Origin of the sequence: Paenibacillus canaveralius (assembly GCF_047238265.1) — a bacterium.
Classification (GTDB): domain Bacteria; phylum Bacillota; class Bacilli; order Paenibacillales; family NBRC-103111; genus Paenibacillus_F.
In genome coordinates this window covers 1,265,248-1,282,616 of the sequence record NZ_JBDFMM010000001.1, presented here as the reverse complement: position 1 = coordinate 1,282,616, position 17,369 = coordinate 1,265,248, and the positions used below count along the sequence as shown (strand labels likewise).

The following is a 17,369-nucleotide window of genomic DNA, read 5'->3' as shown; positions in this document are numbered from 1 at the left end:
GCACACACGATCCGCCTATCCGTGGTTCGGCGATTCATCTTAACCGGGTACGTCAAATCCGCCGGTGGTAAATACCGCACCCCAACCTTCCTCAAGGAGGCGCATAAATCTTGAACGACGACAAAGACAAAGAACAGCCATTTGTAACGATAAATCATCCGCCTGATCCCAAGTGGGAAGGCACATCCGCCAGCACCGGCAATGAAAAGAGCGAACCCTTGCGGGATCCCGGGCTCTCCTCATCGTTTTCTTCCGTTTACACTCCGCCTCCCGTAAAACAGAGAAAGACTTCGGCTGTCCTTGCGATGCTTTGCGGCATTTTGGCGCTCCTTTTTAACCTGCTGGTCGTGACGCTTCCCCTGGGCATTATTCTCGGGATTACCGCCTTCTGCTCCGGCCTTGTCGCCAGACGCTCTCACCGGCGTTCCGCCGGGCTTGTTCTCTCCCTTTTCTCGTTTCTGATCGCCATGGTTTGGCTTGCCAGCGCCTTGGTCCCGCTTGCGGTCGATCCCACGATAAGAGCCGGCCTGCGGCTGCCTTAACCGGTGGTCGGGGCTTTTGGGCTTGACCTGCTTAGCGGGGAAAGGACATGCCGGTCCGGCTGCAAGCTTCATCTGCCGAAAATTAAAAGACCGAGCCTCGGGGATCGTGAACAAAACCTGGTCGGATTTTAAATTACATCGCCGATCTTTCCAGGGCTGCATTTCTCCTACCTGGCCGGCAGTTCCCGTAACATCCGGTGATACATAGCCTCGATCACGCCAAGCACAAGCACAATGGTCAACAGCTCGCCTGTGGAAAGCGACCAGTCCGCAGTATAAGCCGCCAGCCGTAAAAAAACAAAAGCCAGTGCGGCGTCACAAATCGTCGCAATCGTGTTATTGGAAACCCTCAAAATCAGCTGATCCCCGATTACAAAAGCCACGAGCGACAACAAAACCGCCGTAATAAGCGCCGACGTAAAACTCGCTTCCGTAAAAGTCAACAGCAAAGGTACGACAATAATCCCGTTCAGGATCAGTTTAATAATCAATTTGCTCGTCACTTGATTTCCTCCTTGAGGTACTTAGGTTGTTTCGGTATTGCCGCAGCTCACCCAACATTTTTCTTCGGCCTAAGATTCGGAACAAACACCGGGAAGCAGCATTAGGTTGTAACCGTATTTGTTTTTTTATGCAAAAAAAACGTGCCCGAATAAATTAAATTCGGACACGTCTGTTTGTTTAGGTGACAAGGATTAACCGATGGAACCTTCCATCTCGAACTTGATGAGACGGTTCATTTCGACCGCGTACTCCATCGGAAGTTCTTTCGTGAACGGCTCGATAAAGCCCATTACGATCATCTGCGTCGCTTCGCCTTCCGAAAGACCGCGGCTCATCAGGTAGAAGAGCTGATCTTCGGATACTTTCGAAACGGTCGCTTCGTGCTCCAGCGTGATGTTGTCGTTCATGATTTCGTTGTACGGAATCGTGTCGGACGTGGATTGTTTATCCATAATCAGCGTGTCGCACTTGATGTTGGATTTCGCGCCTCCGGAGTTGCGGCCGAAAGAAGCGAGTCCGCGGTAGGTTACTTTACCGCCATGCTTGGAGATCGACTTCGAAATGATCGTCGAAGTGGTGTCCGGAGCAAGGTGGATCATTTTGGCACCGGCATCCTGATGCTGGCCTTTACCCGCAACGGCAATGGACAGAACGGAGCCTTTGGCGCCGCGGCCTTTAAGCACGACGGCCGGATATTTCATCGTCAGCTTGGAGCCGATGTTGCCATCCACCCATTCCATGTTCGCGCCTTCTTCGGCGACGGCACGCTTGGTAACGAGGTTGTAGATGTTCGGCGCCCAGTTCTGGATGGTCGTGTAACGGGCACGGGAGTTTTTGCGGCATACGATTTCAACGACCGCGCTGTGAAGCGAGTTCGTGCTGTATACCGGAGCGGTACAGCCTTCTACATAGTGAACGAAGCTGTCTTCGTCCGTAATGATCAGGGTACGCTCGAACTGCCCCATATTTTCCGAGTTGATACGGAAATACGCTTGAAGCGGAACTTCGCATTTTACGCCTTTCGGTACGTAAATGAAGCTTCCGCCGGACCATACGGCGCTGTTCAACGCGGCAAACTTATTGTCGGTCGGAGGAATAACGGTTCCGAAATATTCGCGGAACAGTTCCGGGTATTCACGCAGCGCGCTGTCGGTGTCCATGAAGATCACGCCTTGATCTTCAAGTTCTTTCTGCATGCTGTGGTAAACGACCTCGGACTCGTACTGAGCCGATACGCCGGCAAGGAACTTCTGCTCCGCTTCCGGAATACCGAGCTTGTCGAACGTTTCCTTAATCTCGGTCGGAACCTCTTCCCATGTCTTGCCCTGCTTCTCGGACGGCTTGACATAATACTGGATGTCGTTGAAATCAAGATCATCCAGGTTACCGCCCCAACGCGGCATCGGCATGCTGAAAAATTGTTCCAGCGATTTCAGACGGAACTCGAGCATCCACTCGGGCTCGCCTTTCATTCTGGAAATTTCGGTGACGATCTCGGCGTTCAGGCCTTTTCCCGATTGGAAAATAGACTTGTGCTCGTCCCGAAAGCCGTATTTGTACTCTTCCATTTCTGGCATTTGCTTAGCCATCGTACCAACCTCCTTTAATTGTTGTTCTTACGGCTGCTTCGTCTGTTCAATCCCTTTGCGGAGCGCGTTCCATGCGAGTGTGGCGCATTTGATACGGGCCGGGAATTTATTCACACCGGACAAAGCCTCTATATCTTCATATTCGAATTCAACGTCTTCGCCCTTCATCAGCTTGGAGAAATTCTCTGCCATCTCGAGCGCTTCTTCGAGCGTTTTGCCTTTGACGGCATCCGTCATCATCGAAGCGGAGGACATCGAAATGGAGCATCCCTCGCCGACATACTTGGCGGCTTTGACCTTTCCGTCTTCCACCTGCATCTGCAAAGTGATCCGGTCCCCGCATGTCGGGTTATTCAAGTTGATTGAAACCGCTTCGCTGTCGTCGAACGACCCGCGGTTTCTAGGTGTTTTATAATGATCCATGATGACTCTGCGGTATAAATCATCCAATTGCATGACCGAAATACTCCTTTGTTTTTAGTAAGCCCTGGACGAGTCGGTCGATGTCATCTTCTGTATTGTATAAATAAAAGCTGGCGCGCGCCGTAGCCGATTGTTCCAGCCAGCGCATCAGCGGCTGGCAGCAGTGATGACCGGCACGGATGGCGATGCCTTCGGCATCCAGCACTGTGGCCACGTCGTGCGGATGAACGTCACCCAGGTTAAAGGTGACAAGCCCGACGCGGTTGTTTCTCGGACCGTAAACATTCAGACCTTCAATCTCAAGCATACGCTCCATCGCATAGGCAGTCAACCCGGCATCGTGGTCGGCGATGGCGTCTAGGCCGATCTCCTCCAGGAAGTCGATAGCAGCTCCGAGACCGATGGCACCGGCGATGATCGGCGTTCCCCCCTCGAATTTCCAGGGAAGCTCCTTCCACGTGGAATCGTACAGATCCACATGGTCGATCATTTCGCCGCCGAATTCGATCGGCTCCATCGCTTCAAGCAACTCCTTCTTCCCATACAATACCCCGATTCCGGTAGGTCCACACATTTTGTGGCCGGAGAAGGCGAAGAAGTCGCAATCCAGATCCTGCACATCCACTTTCAGGTGAGGAGCGCTCTGTGCGCCGTCCACCATCATCTTCGCGCCGTGGCGGTGAGCGATCTCGGCGATGGCTTTCACCGGGTTCAAGACACCCAGAACGTTGGAAAGATGAACGACCGAAACGAATTTCGTGCGGTCCGTAATCGTTTTCTCCACATCTTCAATGGCGATGGAGCCGTCCGGTTGAAGCGGGATATATTTGAGCGTGGCGCCGGTCGCTTTCGCGACCTGCTGCCATGGAATGAGATTGCTGTGGTGTTCCATCGGGGTGATGACGATTTCGTCGCCTTCCCCGCAGATGGAGCGGGCATACGAGCTGGCAACCAGGTTGATCGCCGTCGTCGTGCCGCGGGTGAAAATGATTTCCTGCTCGGAGCGGGCGTTGATAAAACGGACAACCTTCGCACGCGCTCCTTCGTAAGCGTCTGTGGCACGGGACCCCAGGGTGTGGACGCCTCGGTGTACGTTCGAATTGTCCCATTCGTAATACTTTTTCAGGGCCTCGATGACTTGGACCGGCTTCTGGGAAGTCGCGGAGCTATCCAGATAAACGAGCGGATGCCCGTTCACTTCCTGATTCAAAATGGGAAACAGTTCGCGTATCTCCGAAGGTTTCATTGCCCCAGCTTCCTCTCTACCATAGTTTGCAGTCTGCTCTTCCAGCTTGGCGATCGGAATCTCCGATACGACCGGAGCCAGGAAGCCGTAAATCAGGAGACGAGTGGCTTCCTCACGGGAAATCCCGCGGGACATCATGTAGTAAACCTGGTCCTGGTTTACTTGACCCACACTCGCCGCATGGCCGGCTTTAACGTCATCTTCGTCGATCAGAAGGATCGGATTGGCGTCGCCGCGGGCTTTCGGGCTGAGCATGAGCACACGCTCCGTCTGCTGACCGTTGGCGCCCGTCGCGCCTTTCTCGATCTTCGTGATTCCGTTAATGATGGCGGTAGCCTGGTCTCTCATAACCGCACGCGTAATCATGTCGCTGTTGGAGCTCAGACCGAAGTGAACCGCGCGAGTCGTCAGGTTCAGCTTCTGATCGTTCGTTCCCACGCAGATCACTTTCGCATCCGAGTAAGAGCCGTTGCCCTTCAGGATCGAAGTCGTGTCGGACATGGAATTGCCCTGGTTCATCTCACCGACGATCCAGTTCACGCGTCCGTCGTTCTCTACGACGGCACGGCGGTAAGTCAAATCCGTAACGCCTTCCGTAAGGTTGTGAACGGAAGCAAAGTGAACGTTCGCGCCCGGTTTTACAAATACTTCGGTTACCCCGTTTTGTACGAGCGAAGCACCGGTACCGATCGAAGTAAAGTTCTCCACGTACGTGACGGAGCTGTTCGTATCCGCTACGATCAGGATGTGCGGCGAGAAGCTCGCTGCCGAATCATCGGACAGGAACAAGGCCTGCAGCGGGATTTCCACGTTGACGTTCTTCGGAACGTAAACGAATACGCCGCCGCTCCACGTTGCCGCATGCACGGCCGTCAGCAGGTTTTCGCCCGCTTCGACCGCTTTGCCGAGGTAAGGGCGGACCAGATCGGCGTGCTCGCGTACCGCGGTTTCCAGATCCGTAAAGATCACGCCGAGGGAAGCAAGTTCTTCGGACAGAGCGCGGTATACGGCTCCGGAGTTCCGCTGAACGATAATATTCGTATCTCCGACGAGTGTTTTAACCTGCTCCGGCAGCTCGCTGACGGAAGCGAGGGCTTGAGGCTCGCGGTACGTGCCGAAAGAGCTCAGGTCCCAGCGGTCCAATCTCGTTTTTTCCAATTTAGGCAGTTCCAAAGATCCCGCCAGATTTGCCGCCTGCACGCGCAGATCGGTCAACCACTCCGGCTCCTGTCTGGCTTTCGACGCTTGGGCGACGGCTTGGGAATCAACGGGAAGAATGGTTTGTGTCGTCATATCTATTTCCTCCTAATATATAGCCCAGGCCATTAGTTATATTTCGGTGCGGTTGTGTTCATAGGAACTTGGAATTCTTGCTCGTCGTCATTGCCGACCGTCTCGTCGACGATGCCCAGCTCTTCTTTGATCCAGTCGTAGCCGTCTTTCTCCAGACGCTGTGCCAGCTCAGGGCCGCCGGATTTAACGATTCTGCCCTGCATCATCACGTGGACGAAGTCAGGCGTTACATAATCCAGCAGGCGCTGGTAGTGGGTGATGATCAGGAAGCCGCGGTCTTCGCTGCGCATCGCGTTAACGCCTGTCGCGACGATGCGAAGGGCGTCGATATCGAGACCGGAGTCGATTTCGTCAAGAATGACGATGCGCGGATCGAGCATCAGCATTTGCAGAATTTCATTCCGCTTCTTCTCGCCGCCGGAGAAACCTTCATTGAGGTAACGGTGCATAAATTCCGGGTTCATTTCGAGTTCCTTCATTTTGCTTTCCATCTGGCGGATAAACTTGATCAGGGAAATTTCGCTGCCTTCTTCACGGCGCGCGTTGATCGCGCTGCGGAGGAAGTCGGCATTCGTTACGCCGGCGATTTCGCTCGGGTACTGCATCGCCAGGAACAGGCCTGCGCGTGCTCTCTCGTCGACGGCCATTTCCAGCACATCTTCGCCGTCCAGGCTGATGGAGCCTTCGGTTACTTCATATTTAGGGTGGCCCATGATCGTGGAAGCCAGCGTACTTTTACCGGTACCGTTAGGTCCCATGATGGCGTGGATTTCTCCGCCTTTAACTTCAAGGCTTAAGCCTTTCAGGATCTCTTTGCCTTCGATTTGTGCCTTAAGACCCTCTATTGTGAATACGGGTGCGTTTGCCATAGTGATTTAACCCTCCAACTTTTCAATGAATTTCACTTTATAATCATTCTAATATGATTATCAATGATTCTCAATAGCTTCATCATAGTCTATGCCGCCAGCTTAAATCAAGAAAGGGCATTTTCCCCCGTCTATCGTGTTTAAACGCCGTCATATGAGCTTTTTCATTGCACGGCGAATAAAACTATGTAATTCTTTCCAGAATGCCCGGCCTGCCGCAAAAGAATTCCGGTTGAACAATGCTTGTTCACTCGTGTTCCGACTTCTTCGTCTGCTGCGACGCCGCCAGCCTGCCTAACCCGCGTCAGCGGGCGGCCGGCCGGCGGTATGACACAGGGCCCCTGGATCAGGACCCGCTGACCGGCGCTCCGTCCGTCAGTGCTTTCTCGATCTTGTCCACAGCCGCCTGAAAAGCTTCGTCGCCAATCACCGGAGTCCTGCCCGCGGATTCCAGTTCTCCGTGGAGCTCGATCCAGGATCTGCAGCCTTCATAGGAAGGATCGACGTTCAGGATCACCGGCTTGTCCAGCTTATACACCCGGAGAAGCATGACATGAAGAGGCTGCTTGCGCTTCCACTTCAGCCTTTCCTCCGCAAAGGTCTCGGTCCAGATATGAAAAGGCTGCAGCCTCTCCAGCGTCTCCGCGTCGCTGACTTCAATGTCGCGGACCAGTTCGGCCCAGGAAGAAATCTTCACCTGCCTGTCGTCCGGATTCCAGCCGTCCAGCGTCTCTTGAAGCCTCGGCTGAGCGGAATCTTTAATGAGATGCGGCTTCTGGTGCTCGTAGGTCGGATACAGGTAAAAGGCATCGGAAACGACCCGGAAATCTCTCGTTTCTTCGCGGATGCCGCCTTTGCGCATGATGAGAATCTGCTCGCCCTGCTCCAGAGCCTGTACGGCCGAAGCCCATTCTTTCAACGCCATTTGGGAATGTGTCACCGTTTACACCTCTCTTGCCCGTTATTCGGCTCACTCCCTCTTATTATAGTGGGCGCTTTCCCAAAAAGCCAAACCCGTCCCGCAAAAATTGCGGAAAATCGGCGGTAAATTTTTCGTGAAGGCAGCCAAAAAACCGGCGGACCTCCTGAGAGGCCGCCGGTCGGCATCCGTAACCGGGGGTTATTCCCGCACCGCAGGGTCCGCCGCCGGTTTGGGGCTGCAACTCAAATTAACCGCGGGCGCCGTCAGCCGTTCAGGAAAGAACCAAGCATCCAGCGGTGCTTCTCCAGGGACTGGGTAATGCCCAGCAGCATATCGGACGTCCCTTCGTCTCCCGCTTCCTCGGCTTCTTTCATGCCCGTTTTGCATTCGTTTATGACGGTTTCGAAATCGGCCAGCAGGGCGCGGACCATCGCATCCGGCTTCTCGCTCCCAGCGGCTTCCGCGATATCGCTCAATTCCAGGCACTCTTTGAGTGTGGCGACGGGCTTGCCGCCGACGGCAAGCAGACGCTCCGCCAGCTCGTCGACGTAGCCTGCCGCTTCGTTGTACAATTCTTCAAACTTCACGTGAAGGGTGAAGAATTGATCTCCTTTTACATACCAATGATAATTGTGGAGCTTGACGTAAAGCACGGTCCAGTTGGCTACCTGCTTGTTCAGTACTTTGTGGGCGGAACGGATCGCAATCGACATGACGTACCTCCTGATGTGGGATATCTTCCGGTAGTGTAGGCCGAACGGAGCCGTTTTATGTAAGCCGTGTCCAGGGACCGGAGCCCTAAAAATTGTGTTTCATGCAGGGATATTTTCCTTTATACTAGTATTTAAGTCGGAATTAACGGACAACCCGGTACAAGCCGCCACTTATTAATCTTTCTCAGGAGGAACGCACAATGACTACGACGTACCACGCGCTGACGGAAGCGGAAGCGATTGCATATGCCAAAGGACTGCCGAACATTTTCGCGCCCGACGCGGTGCTGACAAGCCGTGAAATCGGGGACGGCAATCTTAATCTTGTTTTTCACATCTCGGATGAAAAGTCCGGACGCAGCCTGATTCTGAAGCAGGCGCTGCCTTACGCGAAAGTCGTAGGAGAATCGTGGCCGCTTACGCTGGACCGCGCACGGATCGAAAGCGAAGCCCTCCAGCTTCAAGGCTCCCTGTGCCCGGATCTCGTTCCTCACGTTTTCGCGTATGAGAAAGAGCTTGCGCTGACTGTGATGGAAGACTTGAGCGATCATGTCATCATGCGCAAGGGCTTGATCGAGAAAAACAAATACCCGCTCTTCGCGAAGCATATCGGCCGCTTTATGGCCCGCACGCTGTTCTTCTCGTCGGATCTCGGAATGAACCAGCAGGAGAAGAAGCTGCAGGTCGGCCGGTTCATCAATCCCGAGCTGTGCAAAATCACGGAGGATCTTATTTTCGACGATCCCTACCGCGATTCGGAAAACAACAGCATCGAAGATCATCTGAAAGATGCCGTGCAGGCGATCTGGCAGGACCGCGAGCTTCATCTGGAAGTCGCCATTCTGCGCAATACGTTCCTTACGCGGGCCGAAGCCCTGCTTCACGGCGATCTCCATACGGGCAGTATTTTTATCAAAGAAGATTCCACGAAAGTCATCGATCCCGAATTCGCCTATTACGGTCCGATGGGTTTCGATATCGGTGCCGTGCTCGCTAATCTGCTGCTCAATTACGCGGGCCAGGAAGGCTGGAGCGCGGATGAAGCCGAGCGGTCGGAATACCGGGAGTACCTGCTGGAAACCGTCAAAGAAGTGTGGACGGTATTCGAGCGTGAATTCCGTGCCCTGTGGGACAACGAAACGGTCGATCCGATGTCCGAAACGCCCGCCTATCAGGACTGGTACCTGAACCGCGTTCTTCAGGAAACCGTCGGCTTCGCCGGCTGCAAAATGGTCCGCCGTATTTACGGCCTCTCGCACGTAGCGGACATCGACACAATCGAAGACGCCGCGGCGCGCGAACGGGCGCAAAGGCTCGCGCTGGCGATCGGCACGGCCCTGATTAAACGGGGCCGCCAGACAAGCTCCATCGATGAACTGATTGCGGCCGCCCGCGAGGCAACCGCCGTGAAGGAGGGTATCCGCTAATGACTGCACACGGAAACGACGTACAAAACGACGTACAAAGCGAAGGCCAGCGCGGCTGGGTCCAGTCCGTCCGTTGGAATGGAGAGCGGCTTGATCTGCTGGATCAGCGGCTGCTTCCCGAAGAAATCGTCTACCTGCCGCTGGAAACGCCCCACGAGGTGTGGGAAGCCATCCGCCACCTGAAGGTCCGCGGAGCGCCAGCGATCGGCATCGCCGCGGCTTACGGGGTCTTCCTCGGCATCCGCGACGCCGAAGAAGACGAGGCGATCTCGCGCGAAGCGAACCGGCGCCGGCTGGCGGGCGAAGTCGCCAAGCAGGCGGACTATCTCGCCACCTCGCGTCCGACCGCCGTCAATCTGTTCTGGGCGCTCGACCGTCTCAAGCGGCTTACGCAGAAGCTTGTCGAGATGGACATTTCCCACGGCGAAATGAAGCAGGCGGTTCTCACCGAGGCCATCCTGATCCAGGCCGAGGATGAAGAAACGAACCGCCGCATCGGCGAATTCGCCCTGGAGCTGTTCGAGGACGGAATGGGTGTCCTCACCCACTGCAACGCCGGCGGACTCGCGACGGCGAAGTACGGCACCGCGCTGGCGCCGTTCTACCTCGCGCAGGAGAAGGGAGTCGCGCTGAAGGTGTACGCCGACGAGACGCGTCCCGTCCTGCAGGGCGCGCGCCTGACGGCATTCGAACTTCAGCAGGCGGGCGTCGACGTGACGCTGATCTGCGACAACATGGCCGGCGCCGTCATGAAGAAGGACTGGGTGCAGGCCGTCATCGTCGGCACCGACCGCGTGGCCGCCAACGGCGACGTGGCCAACAAGATCGGCACGTACAGCGTGGCCGTGCTGGCCAAAGCGCACGGCATCCCGTTCTACGTGGCGTGCCCGATGTCCACGATAGACCTCAGCACGCCGACAGGGGAAGATATTCCGATCGAGGAGCGCGGGGAGGAAGAAATTACGCAGGGCTTCGGCAAGCGTACCGCCCCGCAGGGCGTCAAGGTGTACAATCCCGCTTTCGACGTGACGCCGAATGAATACGTGACGGCGATCATTACGGAGAAAGGGATTGTCCGCGCGCCTTTTGCGGAGAATCTCGCCAAGTTGTTCGAGGAATAATCCGCCGGTAATCTGCGCAAATAAAATGCCAACAACAAAGCCAGCCCCTCCATTTACGGGCTGGCTTTTTTTGTGCTGCGTATCGCATGGCATTTTGCTTACGGCGAGCAAGTTCAGGTTATTTCGTTGTTCATGCGTTTATATTGAGTGTGATTAGGGTGATAAGCCGCTTTTCAAGACCGGGACCTTGGACTTCTTTCCCGCGACACTTTCTCGGCTTCGAGCGCCTTCCGGATAATGTCCGGCATGTCCGGCAGCTCCTTCCAGATATCTAGCGAATCTTTCTCCGCTCCGAGCAGTTTTTCCAAAATTTCACCGATGGCTTGAAGTTTCGTCACTACTTCTTCCACCGTCCAGGCGAAAATACCGGGGTCATAGAGGAAAAACAGGCCGACCATAAAAAACTCGACCACTTCCCGGGGGTGGCTCGTATGGAAGCTCCCCTCCCGGATGCCCTGCTCGATAATAGCCGTAATGTAGGGCGTGTAAGCCTTGACGGACTCCACCAGCATTTTTTGATGAAGAAGCGCGTTGCTCTCATGGTGCATATAATCCAGATTGTCCAGATTTTCTCCCCGCTTCACGAAATCTTCCTTCAAGATCTTGACAATCTTCTCCCGGCCGGACAACCCGGGGTCTTCCGCAATCGATGAAACAAGCCCCATATGGTCGTCCAGCATACGCCGGATCATCGCATCGGCCAGCTCATCCTTCGACTTGAAATAATAATAAAAGGTCCCCTGGGCGACCCCGACCTGTTTAACGATATCGCTAACCGCCGTCCGTTCGTATCCTTTTATACGGAACAGCGAATCCGCAGCGGACAAAAGCTCCTGTTTGCGTTCTTCCGGACTTTTCGTCACACGTGCCAACTTTTCCACCGCCTTTATGCCTGCCTGTCCGATTTCCCGTTCAAAACTTAAATGCGGAAGGAGGTTCTTACTTTTAAATTTAACTATTGACTGTCAGTCAGTCAATGTTATATAGTCTTTTTATCGACTGATTGACAGTCAGTCAATTATATCTTTGGAGGATTCCACTCATGCAAAAAACACGCAAGATCCCCGCTATCATTACCCTTCTGCTCGGTTTTTTTATGGCGATTCTGGACACGAGCATCGTCAACGTGGCGCTTCCCCGGATGAGTGAATTTTACGCCGCGGACACCGCAAGCATTTCCTGGGTCGTGAACGGCTACAGCCTCTCGTTCGCCGTTTTTCTGCTCGCCGCTTCCCGCCTCGCCGACCAGTTCGGCCGTAAAAAAGCGTTTATGGCCGGCTTGTTCCTCTTCACTTTAAGCTCCCTGCTGTGCGGTCTTGCGGGCTCGATCACGTCCCTCATTCTATTCCGTGTCATTCAGGGAATCGGCGCGGCATTGATTACCCCTCTTGTCGCCCCCCTGATGCTGGCGCTGTTCCCTCCCGAAAAGAAAGCCGTCATGATGGGCATTACCGGCGCTTTGGCCGGCCTTGCGGCCGCAAGCGGACCCGCCCTGGGCGGCGTGCTCTCGTACCAGCTCGACTGGCAGTGGATTTTCTACATCAATATCCCGTTCGGCGTTCTGGCCCTCGTTCTTGCCGCTTCTTCCCTGGCGGAATCTTACGATCCGACGGCCACGCGAAAACTCGACTGGGGCGGCATGCTGACGGTATCGGCCTCCTCTCTGGCCTTGACCCTCGCTTTTATGCAGGCGAACGATAAAGGCTGGGACTCCCCCTATATCTTGTCGCTCTTCGCGGCGGCTCTCGTCTCGCTTCTTCTCTTCCTGCTGATCGAATCCCGCGTAAAAGAACCGATGCTTCCGCTGTCTCTTTTCAAAATCAAACGGTTTCCGTCCGGCAATCTCGGACTGTTCCTGCTTGGAATCGGCATGACCGGCCCGACCTTCATCCTCGCGTTTTTCCTTACGCAGGTGATCGGCATGACAGAACTGCGCGCGGGACTCATTATAAGCGTCCTGGCCGTCGCGTCCATGATCTGCTCCGTGCTTGCCGCCAAAGGCGCCGCCAAGCTGGGCCCGCGGATATTCTCGGTCACCGGAATGATCCTGATGGCCCTCGGAACTTACCTGCTGGCGGGGCTCACGGCGGAATCCTCGACGATGGATTACATCTGGCGCCTGGTGATCGCGGGAATGGGAACCGGCATGGCGATCGCGAACTTGACGGCAACCACCGTCCTGCTTCCCCCGCCGGATAAAACGACCATCGCCATGGGCATCGGCACCATGGCCAGAACGATCGGAAGCGCGCTCGGCATCGCCGTTCTCGTCGCTCTGTTGTCCCATTCCATGCAAACCGAGATGGCTTCCGCCCAAACAGAGCTTACGGAGCGGATTGCAGGCAGCTCGCTGTCCGCGGAGAGCAAAGCGGTACTTGCTGAAGCTGTGCAGCGGAAAGCCGTAAGCCGCGGGGCTGCTGCCGGAGGCGCTACAGGAGCGATGGAGGGGCTGCTTGACCAGTGGGACCGCAAGGAGCGGGAACAGCTTCAAGCCGCGTCCCCCGATGCGGCCGGGCGGGTGAAGGAAGCTTTCGCCAAAGACAAAGCGGAGCTGCAGGTTCTTCTTCCCCGGCTTCAGGCGGTGGTGAACACCCGCACGACGGCCGCGTTCGGCCTCGTGTTTAAAATCAGCTGCCTGGCTCTGCTTCTCGGTGCCGTCTGCGCCTTCGTTAACGGACGAAAGGCCGAGGAACCCGCACGGGAAGCGGAGCGGACGGAAAACGCCGTCCGTTCCCCGCAGTAGGCGGAAATGCACGGCACAAAAACACCGGTTCCAAGGAAACCGGTGTTTTTGCTCGCTTGTCCGATGTGTGGACCTGCCGGACACATAGGCACTGCTTCAGGGAAGGGATAACGGATGCGGGATGAAGGAATGCGGGGATGCGAGATGCCTCCGTCCCTCACCTGTTACTTCCCGGCTGCCGCGTTCCCCGAGAGAACGGCCTCGATCCGCTCCAGCACGTCCGCCGCCAGCTTCACGCCATTGGCCTTTACGTTCTGCTCCACCTGCTCCGGACGGCTTGCGCCTACGAGGGCGCTCGCTACGTTCGGCTGGCGCAAAATCCAGGCGAGGGCCAGCTGTCCCACGGTAAGCTCCAGCTCCGAGGCGATGCCCTCAAGCTGCTTCACCTTCGCGATGTTCTCCGCCGTGACGGCCCCGCGCATCGTCTCCACTTTGGCGGCGCGGCTGTCGGCCGGGATGTCGTCCGCCGACTTGTATTTGCCGGTCAGGAGTCCCTGCGCCAGCGGCGAGAATACGACCTGACCGATTCCTTTTTCCTCGCCCAGCGGGATGATGTCTTTCTCGATATAGCGGTTGAACATGTTGTAAACCGGCTGGTTGACGACGATTTTATCCAGCAGGTATCTCTCGGCCAGACCGAGCGCATCCGCCATTTGAGCGGCTGTCCATTCGCTTACCCCTATGTACAGCACTTTCCCCTGGGTAACGAGATCGTCAAGCGCCCGGAGCGTTTCCTCCAAAGGCGTCTCCGGATCGTACCGGTGGCAGTAATAAATGTCGACGTAGTCGGTTCCGAGTCTTTTCAGACTGGCATGCGCCTGCTCCATAATATGCTTGCGGGAAAGGCCCCTGTCATTCGGTCCTTCGCCCATCGGCCAGAAAGCTTTCGTCGCCAGCACATACGACTCGCGCGGATATTCCTTCAAAGTGTCGCCGACCACCTTCTCGGCTTCCCCCTGCTTGTAAACGTTTGCGGTATCAAAAAAGTTAACGCCCAAATCGTAAGCTTTACGGATCGATTGAACCGCATTGTCACGTTCGACGTAGCCTCCATAAGTAAGCCAGCTTCCGAGGCTAATCTCACTGACCTTCAAGCCCGACCGTCCGAGTCTGCGATAGTGCATGTTCCATAAACCTCCCCAATCTGTTTTCACGAAGCGGACAAGCCGCCTCCCATTGCCATCATAAAATACTTTCTATATGATGAACAGTAGTGATCTTTTTTTGATCATACCCATAAAAATGTTGCTGCTACACTTTTGTTTAGCAGGGTTACGGCCCCTTGCGGCCGACTCATTTTCGAAAGGGGGAAGCGCCTTCATGACAGCTCAATCCGATAAAATACCGGCGGAATCTGCGGCAAGCAGTCATATTCCGAAGGAGCCCGGCATTATTGAATGCTCCATAGAAAAGACGCTTGATGTCATCGGCGGAAAATGGGCGTTTCTTGTGATCCGGGAGCTTTTCGACGGGACGAGACGCTTCGGGGAGCTTCAGCGCAGCATCGCTTCAATCAGCCCTACCGCGCTGACGAATATTTTGCGCCATCTGGAGAAGCAGGGCGTGCTGGAACGGAAACTGTATAATACCAAATGCACTTCATTTTGATATACGAAAATAAATATTAGACTCATTCGGGATAGTGTGGTAAATTAAATATATCCGAAAGCATCGGCAAACAAAAAGGCCAAGGGAAAGCATCCCTGGCCTTTTTTATGTATATACACTTACGATGTCATCCCATTTGATCCAATCCCAATCGTCGTCATAGTCAAGTCTGACGCGGCGCAGTTGCATATCGAACTTGGTGACTTTCCCGCGCAGCTCCTTGTCCTCGAATGGTTCAAATATCACCAACGTAATTTCTTTACCTGCAGACCGCGCATCGACAATCTCCAGGAGCATCATTTCCCACGCCTGTTCATCCAAGATCGGCTTAGTACGTCTGTTTAGGTCCCTGAGTTGCCGCTGTATCGCCTCTTTATGCTCCGGTAAGATCATCCGGCTGGATTCGTACAGGCCATTACCTTCAAGCTTCTTTCCCATGCTGTCTGCCTCCTTAGTCCATATAAGGGCTTATGTACGTTTTCTTCTCTTCCTTTTTCTCTCTAGGCCATCCTTCAATAATCTTAACTTCCGATAGTTTATTCCCAATGATATAGCCCTGTTCTCGCAAGGTGTTCAGAGCCTGCTTGATATTTTCCTGGTTGTACCCAGATTTAGTCTCCAATTCGGACAAATCGGGCATACAGTGATGGATATTCGAAAAATTGTAAAGGATGCGCAGTACCTTCCGTTCGGTATCACTTAGCACATCATATTCCTCCTCATAAAAGAACGTATGTTCTTATTATAATCGGATTTAGGACAGAGTAAACAAAAAAATCCCCGCCATTTATAGGCAGGGACTAATTTATTTCGCTATTCGGTTCATGAGAGTAAACATCAACCAGGGTAAATCCTTCTGAATCTCTCCGGACTGCAGACTCCTTCTTCCACATTTCCGCATCGCTCAGAATGCCCTTGGCGGCCAATTCGTCCATCGCCTTCAGTGCCATATCCATCTTCCACGATTCCAATTTCGTCGCCTCCTGTTTTTGATTTGGCTGTAATCCGTAATGCTTAACGATCGCATTAACAATTGCACCGGCACACGTCTTGCGGTATGAATCTTGCTTCAGCAGCTCGGCTTCCGCGTGATTGGACATAAAGCCACACTCGACCAGGATGGACGTCATATACGTCTCCCGCAGGACGTGCAGGTCGCCAAGCTTTACGCCGCGGTCACGAAGCCCGGTCGCCATGACCATCTGCTGCTGCACGACTTCGGCAATTGCGCGAGAATCCTTTGGGTTGGAGGTGTAGATAAACGTCTCAATTCCACTTGCATCACTCCAGCCGGATCCACCGGCAGAGTTTGCGTGGATGGAGACAAACAGGTCGGCGCCCCATCTATTAGCTTGGTCTGTACGCTCTTTTAACGGCACGTCGCGGGCGTCTGAGTGCGTAAATTGCACTTCCACACCTTTATATTCCCGGAGCATCGGAGCCGCGTAATTAGCCACAGCGCGGTTAAAGAAGTACTCTCTGAGGGTGCCGTCGGGCGTACGTTTACCGGGCGTATTCTCGCCATGTCCGGCGTCTAAAACAATCTTCATCTATCTCACCTCTCTATCGATCGGTTTCATATCACTCAATATTTTATCAACCATCACATACCGGCGCGCGGCTTCTTCAGACTGTACTTCATTCCCGTTCTCAAGCAAACTGTAATATTCGCTAATTTCATCGTGGACGTTCTTCACTCGCTTATAAATCTCGTTATGCGTCATGGCTGCCACATCGTCGTGTGTGATGTGTGAGGCTTCTTGGATGACATCTCCTTCAGCTTGAATATCTGCAGCCTTCTTTTTCTCGTTAGCAACATCCTTGACTGCCTTAGCCGTGATGTACGTGGCAACCAGACCGGTCAGCAGGAACACTTCTTCTTCATTAATAGGTATGCCGAGGTATTCGGAAAATCCAAGTATGAGGCACGAAATGACTACCGTTACAAACTTCGTACTATTGAAGGTGATCTTCTCACCATTCTTGATTTTTTGAATATCAACGACCACCTGAGCAACAAGGAAGTTGCCAACGATTACGATGGCCGCAACAAGCTTATCGGTCGATACCTGCCAACCAAAATTTTTATTGATGAAGACGGCTATTAACGAAGCGATTACCGTCACAAACTTCGGATCCACCCATTTATTCATTAATTACACTCCTTCCCGGGGCTACACCGCCGGTGATGATGGTAAGGATTTCTTTAAGCTCGTCGCTTCCACACAACATTTCTCGATATCTCCATGTTCGTACAGTAGCTTCTCCGCCACTTGCCGGCCATGCAGCGTCTGGATGATCCGGTACGTTTCTTCGTCTACTGCAAGCTCCATCGGCTCCATCTCGATTGACAATGGTAATCCACTCCT

The 17,369-nt window shown here is 54.2% G+C and carries 18 protein-coding genes and 2 pseudogenes; 5 read left to right on the top strand and 15 right to left on the bottom strand.

Annotated elements, in window-relative coordinates; all coding sequences use genetic code 11:
- Positions 1-110 precede the first annotated feature (110 nt).
- A complete protein-coding gene (locus ABC395_RS05965; RefSeq protein WP_413001482.1) occupies positions 111-542 on the top strand; it encodes a DUF4190 domain-containing protein in 432 nt (143 codons plus the stop codon).
- Positions 543-709: 167 nt separating this feature from the next.
- Here the strand turns inward: ABC395_RS05965 and ABC395_RS05960 are convergent, their stop codons facing one another.
- The 8 genes and pseudogenes from ABC395_RS05960 to ABC395_RS05925 all read right to left on the bottom strand — a co-directional run bounded on the left by ABC395_RS05960 (position 710) and on the right by ABC395_RS05925 (position 8,101).
- The gene (locus ABC395_RS05960) at positions 710-1,045 is read right to left on the bottom strand and encodes a DUF2512 family protein (protein WP_413001481.1); all 336 of its coding nucleotides are present in this window, start codon (positions 1,043-1,045) and stop codon (positions 710-712) included.
- 192 nt (positions 1,046-1,237) lie between these two features.
- On the bottom strand, positions 1,238-2,635 hold the full coding sequence (sufB, locus tag ABC395_RS05955; RefSeq protein ID WP_103994796.1) for a Fe-S cluster assembly protein SufB: 1,398 nt from the start codon (positions 2,633-2,635) through the stop codon (positions 1,238-1,240).
- Between the two features lie 27 nt (positions 2,636-2,662).
- Positions 2,663-3,091, bottom strand: a complete 429-nt coding sequence (gene sufU / locus ABC395_RS05950; RefSeq protein WP_413001479.1) for a Fe-S cluster assembly sulfur transfer protein SufU — start codon at positions 3,089-3,091, stop codon at positions 2,663-2,665.
- Positions 3,078-4,304: a cysteine desulfurase gene (locus ABC395_RS05945; protein ID WP_413006691.1), complete on the bottom strand. Its 1,227-nt coding sequence runs from the start codon at positions 4,302-4,304 to the stop codon at positions 3,078-3,080. The genes sufU and ABC395_RS05945 overlap by 14 nt, the downstream gene beginning before the upstream one ends.
- A gap of 93 nt (positions 4,305-4,397) precedes the next feature.
- Positions 4,398-5,597 (bottom strand): annotated as a pseudogene (sufD, locus tag ABC395_RS05940) (Fe-S cluster assembly protein SufD); the annotation flags it as partial.
- A 32-nt stretch (positions 5,598-5,629) separates the two neighbouring features.
- Positions 5,630-6,466, bottom strand: coding sequence for a Fe-S cluster assembly ATPase SufC (gene sufC, locus ABC395_RS05935; protein ID WP_009671509.1), 837 nt, complete (start codon positions 6,464-6,466; stop codon positions 5,630-5,632).
- A 346-nt stretch (positions 6,467-6,812) separates the two neighbouring features.
- Positions 6,813-7,406: a DUF1802 family protein gene (locus tag ABC395_RS05930; RefSeq protein ID WP_413001477.1), complete on the bottom strand. Its 594-nt coding sequence runs from the start codon at positions 7,404-7,406 to the stop codon at positions 6,813-6,815.
- A gap of 245 nt (positions 7,407-7,651) precedes the next feature.
- Positions 7,652-8,101, bottom strand: coding sequence for a Dps family protein (locus tag ABC395_RS05925; protein ID WP_413001475.1), 450 nt, complete (start codon positions 8,099-8,101; stop codon positions 7,652-7,654).
- Positions 8,102-8,301: 200 nt separating this feature from the next.
- Between ABC395_RS05925 and mtnK the strand changes: the two genes are divergently transcribed.
- Complete coding sequence (gene mtnK, locus ABC395_RS05920; protein WP_413001474.1) at positions 8,302-9,528, top strand: S-methyl-5-thioribose kinase; 1,227 nt, start codon at positions 8,302-8,304, stop codon at positions 9,526-9,528.
- Positions 9,528-10,649 (top strand): S-methyl-5-thioribose-1-phosphate isomerase, encoded by a 1,122-nt coding sequence (gene mtnA, locus ABC395_RS05915; protein ID WP_413001472.1) that lies wholly within the window; start codon positions 9,528-9,530, stop codon positions 10,647-10,649. The genes mtnK and mtnA overlap by 1 nt, the downstream gene beginning before the upstream one ends.
- Positions 10,650-10,822: 173 nt before the next feature.
- Here the strand turns inward: mtnA and ABC395_RS05910 are convergent, their stop codons facing one another.
- Positions 10,823-11,512, bottom strand: a complete 690-nt coding sequence (locus tag ABC395_RS05910; RefSeq protein WP_413006690.1) for a TetR/AcrR family transcriptional regulator — start codon at positions 11,510-11,512, stop codon at positions 10,823-10,825.
- Positions 11,513-11,691: 179 nt separating this feature from the next.
- Between ABC395_RS05910 and ABC395_RS05905 the strand changes: the two genes are divergently transcribed.
- Positions 11,692-13,392 (top strand): MFS transporter, encoded by a 1,701-nt coding sequence (locus ABC395_RS05905; RefSeq protein WP_413001470.1) that lies wholly within the window; start codon positions 11,692-11,694, stop codon positions 13,390-13,392.
- A 164-nt stretch (positions 13,393-13,556) separates the two neighbouring features.
- Here ABC395_RS05905 and ABC395_RS05900 read toward each other — a convergent pair whose 3' ends face one another.
- A complete protein-coding gene (locus ABC395_RS05900) occupies positions 13,557-14,516 on the bottom strand; it encodes an aldo/keto reductase family protein (protein ID WP_413001469.1) in 960 nt (319 codons plus the stop codon).
- 196 nt (positions 14,517-14,712) lie between these two features.
- On the opposite strand from ABC395_RS05900, the pseudogene ABC395_RS05895 reads away from it, so the two are divergent.
- Positions 14,713-14,982: pseudogene (locus ABC395_RS05895) on the top strand (winged helix-turn-helix transcriptional regulator); the annotation flags it as partial.
- Positions 14,983-15,105: 123 nt separating this feature from the next.
- On the opposite strand, the gene ABC395_RS05890 reads toward ABC395_RS05895, so the two are convergent.
- From ABC395_RS05890 to ABC395_RS05870, 5 genes are all read right to left on the bottom strand, one after another.
- Complete coding sequence (locus tag ABC395_RS05890) at positions 15,106-15,438, bottom strand: YolD-like family protein (RefSeq protein WP_413001467.1); 333 nt, start codon at positions 15,436-15,438, stop codon at positions 15,106-15,108.
- A 13-nt stretch (positions 15,439-15,451) separates the two neighbouring features.
- A complete protein-coding gene (locus ABC395_RS05885; protein WP_413001465.1) occupies positions 15,452-15,706 on the bottom strand; it encodes a helix-turn-helix domain-containing protein in 255 nt (84 codons plus the stop codon).
- 94 nt (positions 15,707-15,800) lie between these two features.
- On the bottom strand, positions 15,801-16,550 hold the full coding sequence (locus tag ABC395_RS05880) for an N-acetylmuramoyl-L-alanine amidase (RefSeq protein ID WP_413001463.1): 750 nt from the start codon (positions 16,548-16,550) through the stop codon (positions 15,801-15,803).
- Positions 16,551-17,153, bottom strand: coding sequence for a hypothetical protein (locus ABC395_RS05875; protein ID WP_413001461.1), 603 nt, complete (start codon positions 17,151-17,153; stop codon positions 16,551-16,553).
- Between the two features lie 21 nt (positions 17,154-17,174).
- The gene (locus ABC395_RS05870) at positions 17,175-17,354 is read right to left on the bottom strand and encodes a hypothetical protein (RefSeq protein ID WP_413001459.1); all 180 of its coding nucleotides are present in this window, start codon (positions 17,352-17,354) and stop codon (positions 17,175-17,177) included.
- Positions 17,355-17,369 lie beyond the last annotated feature (15 nt).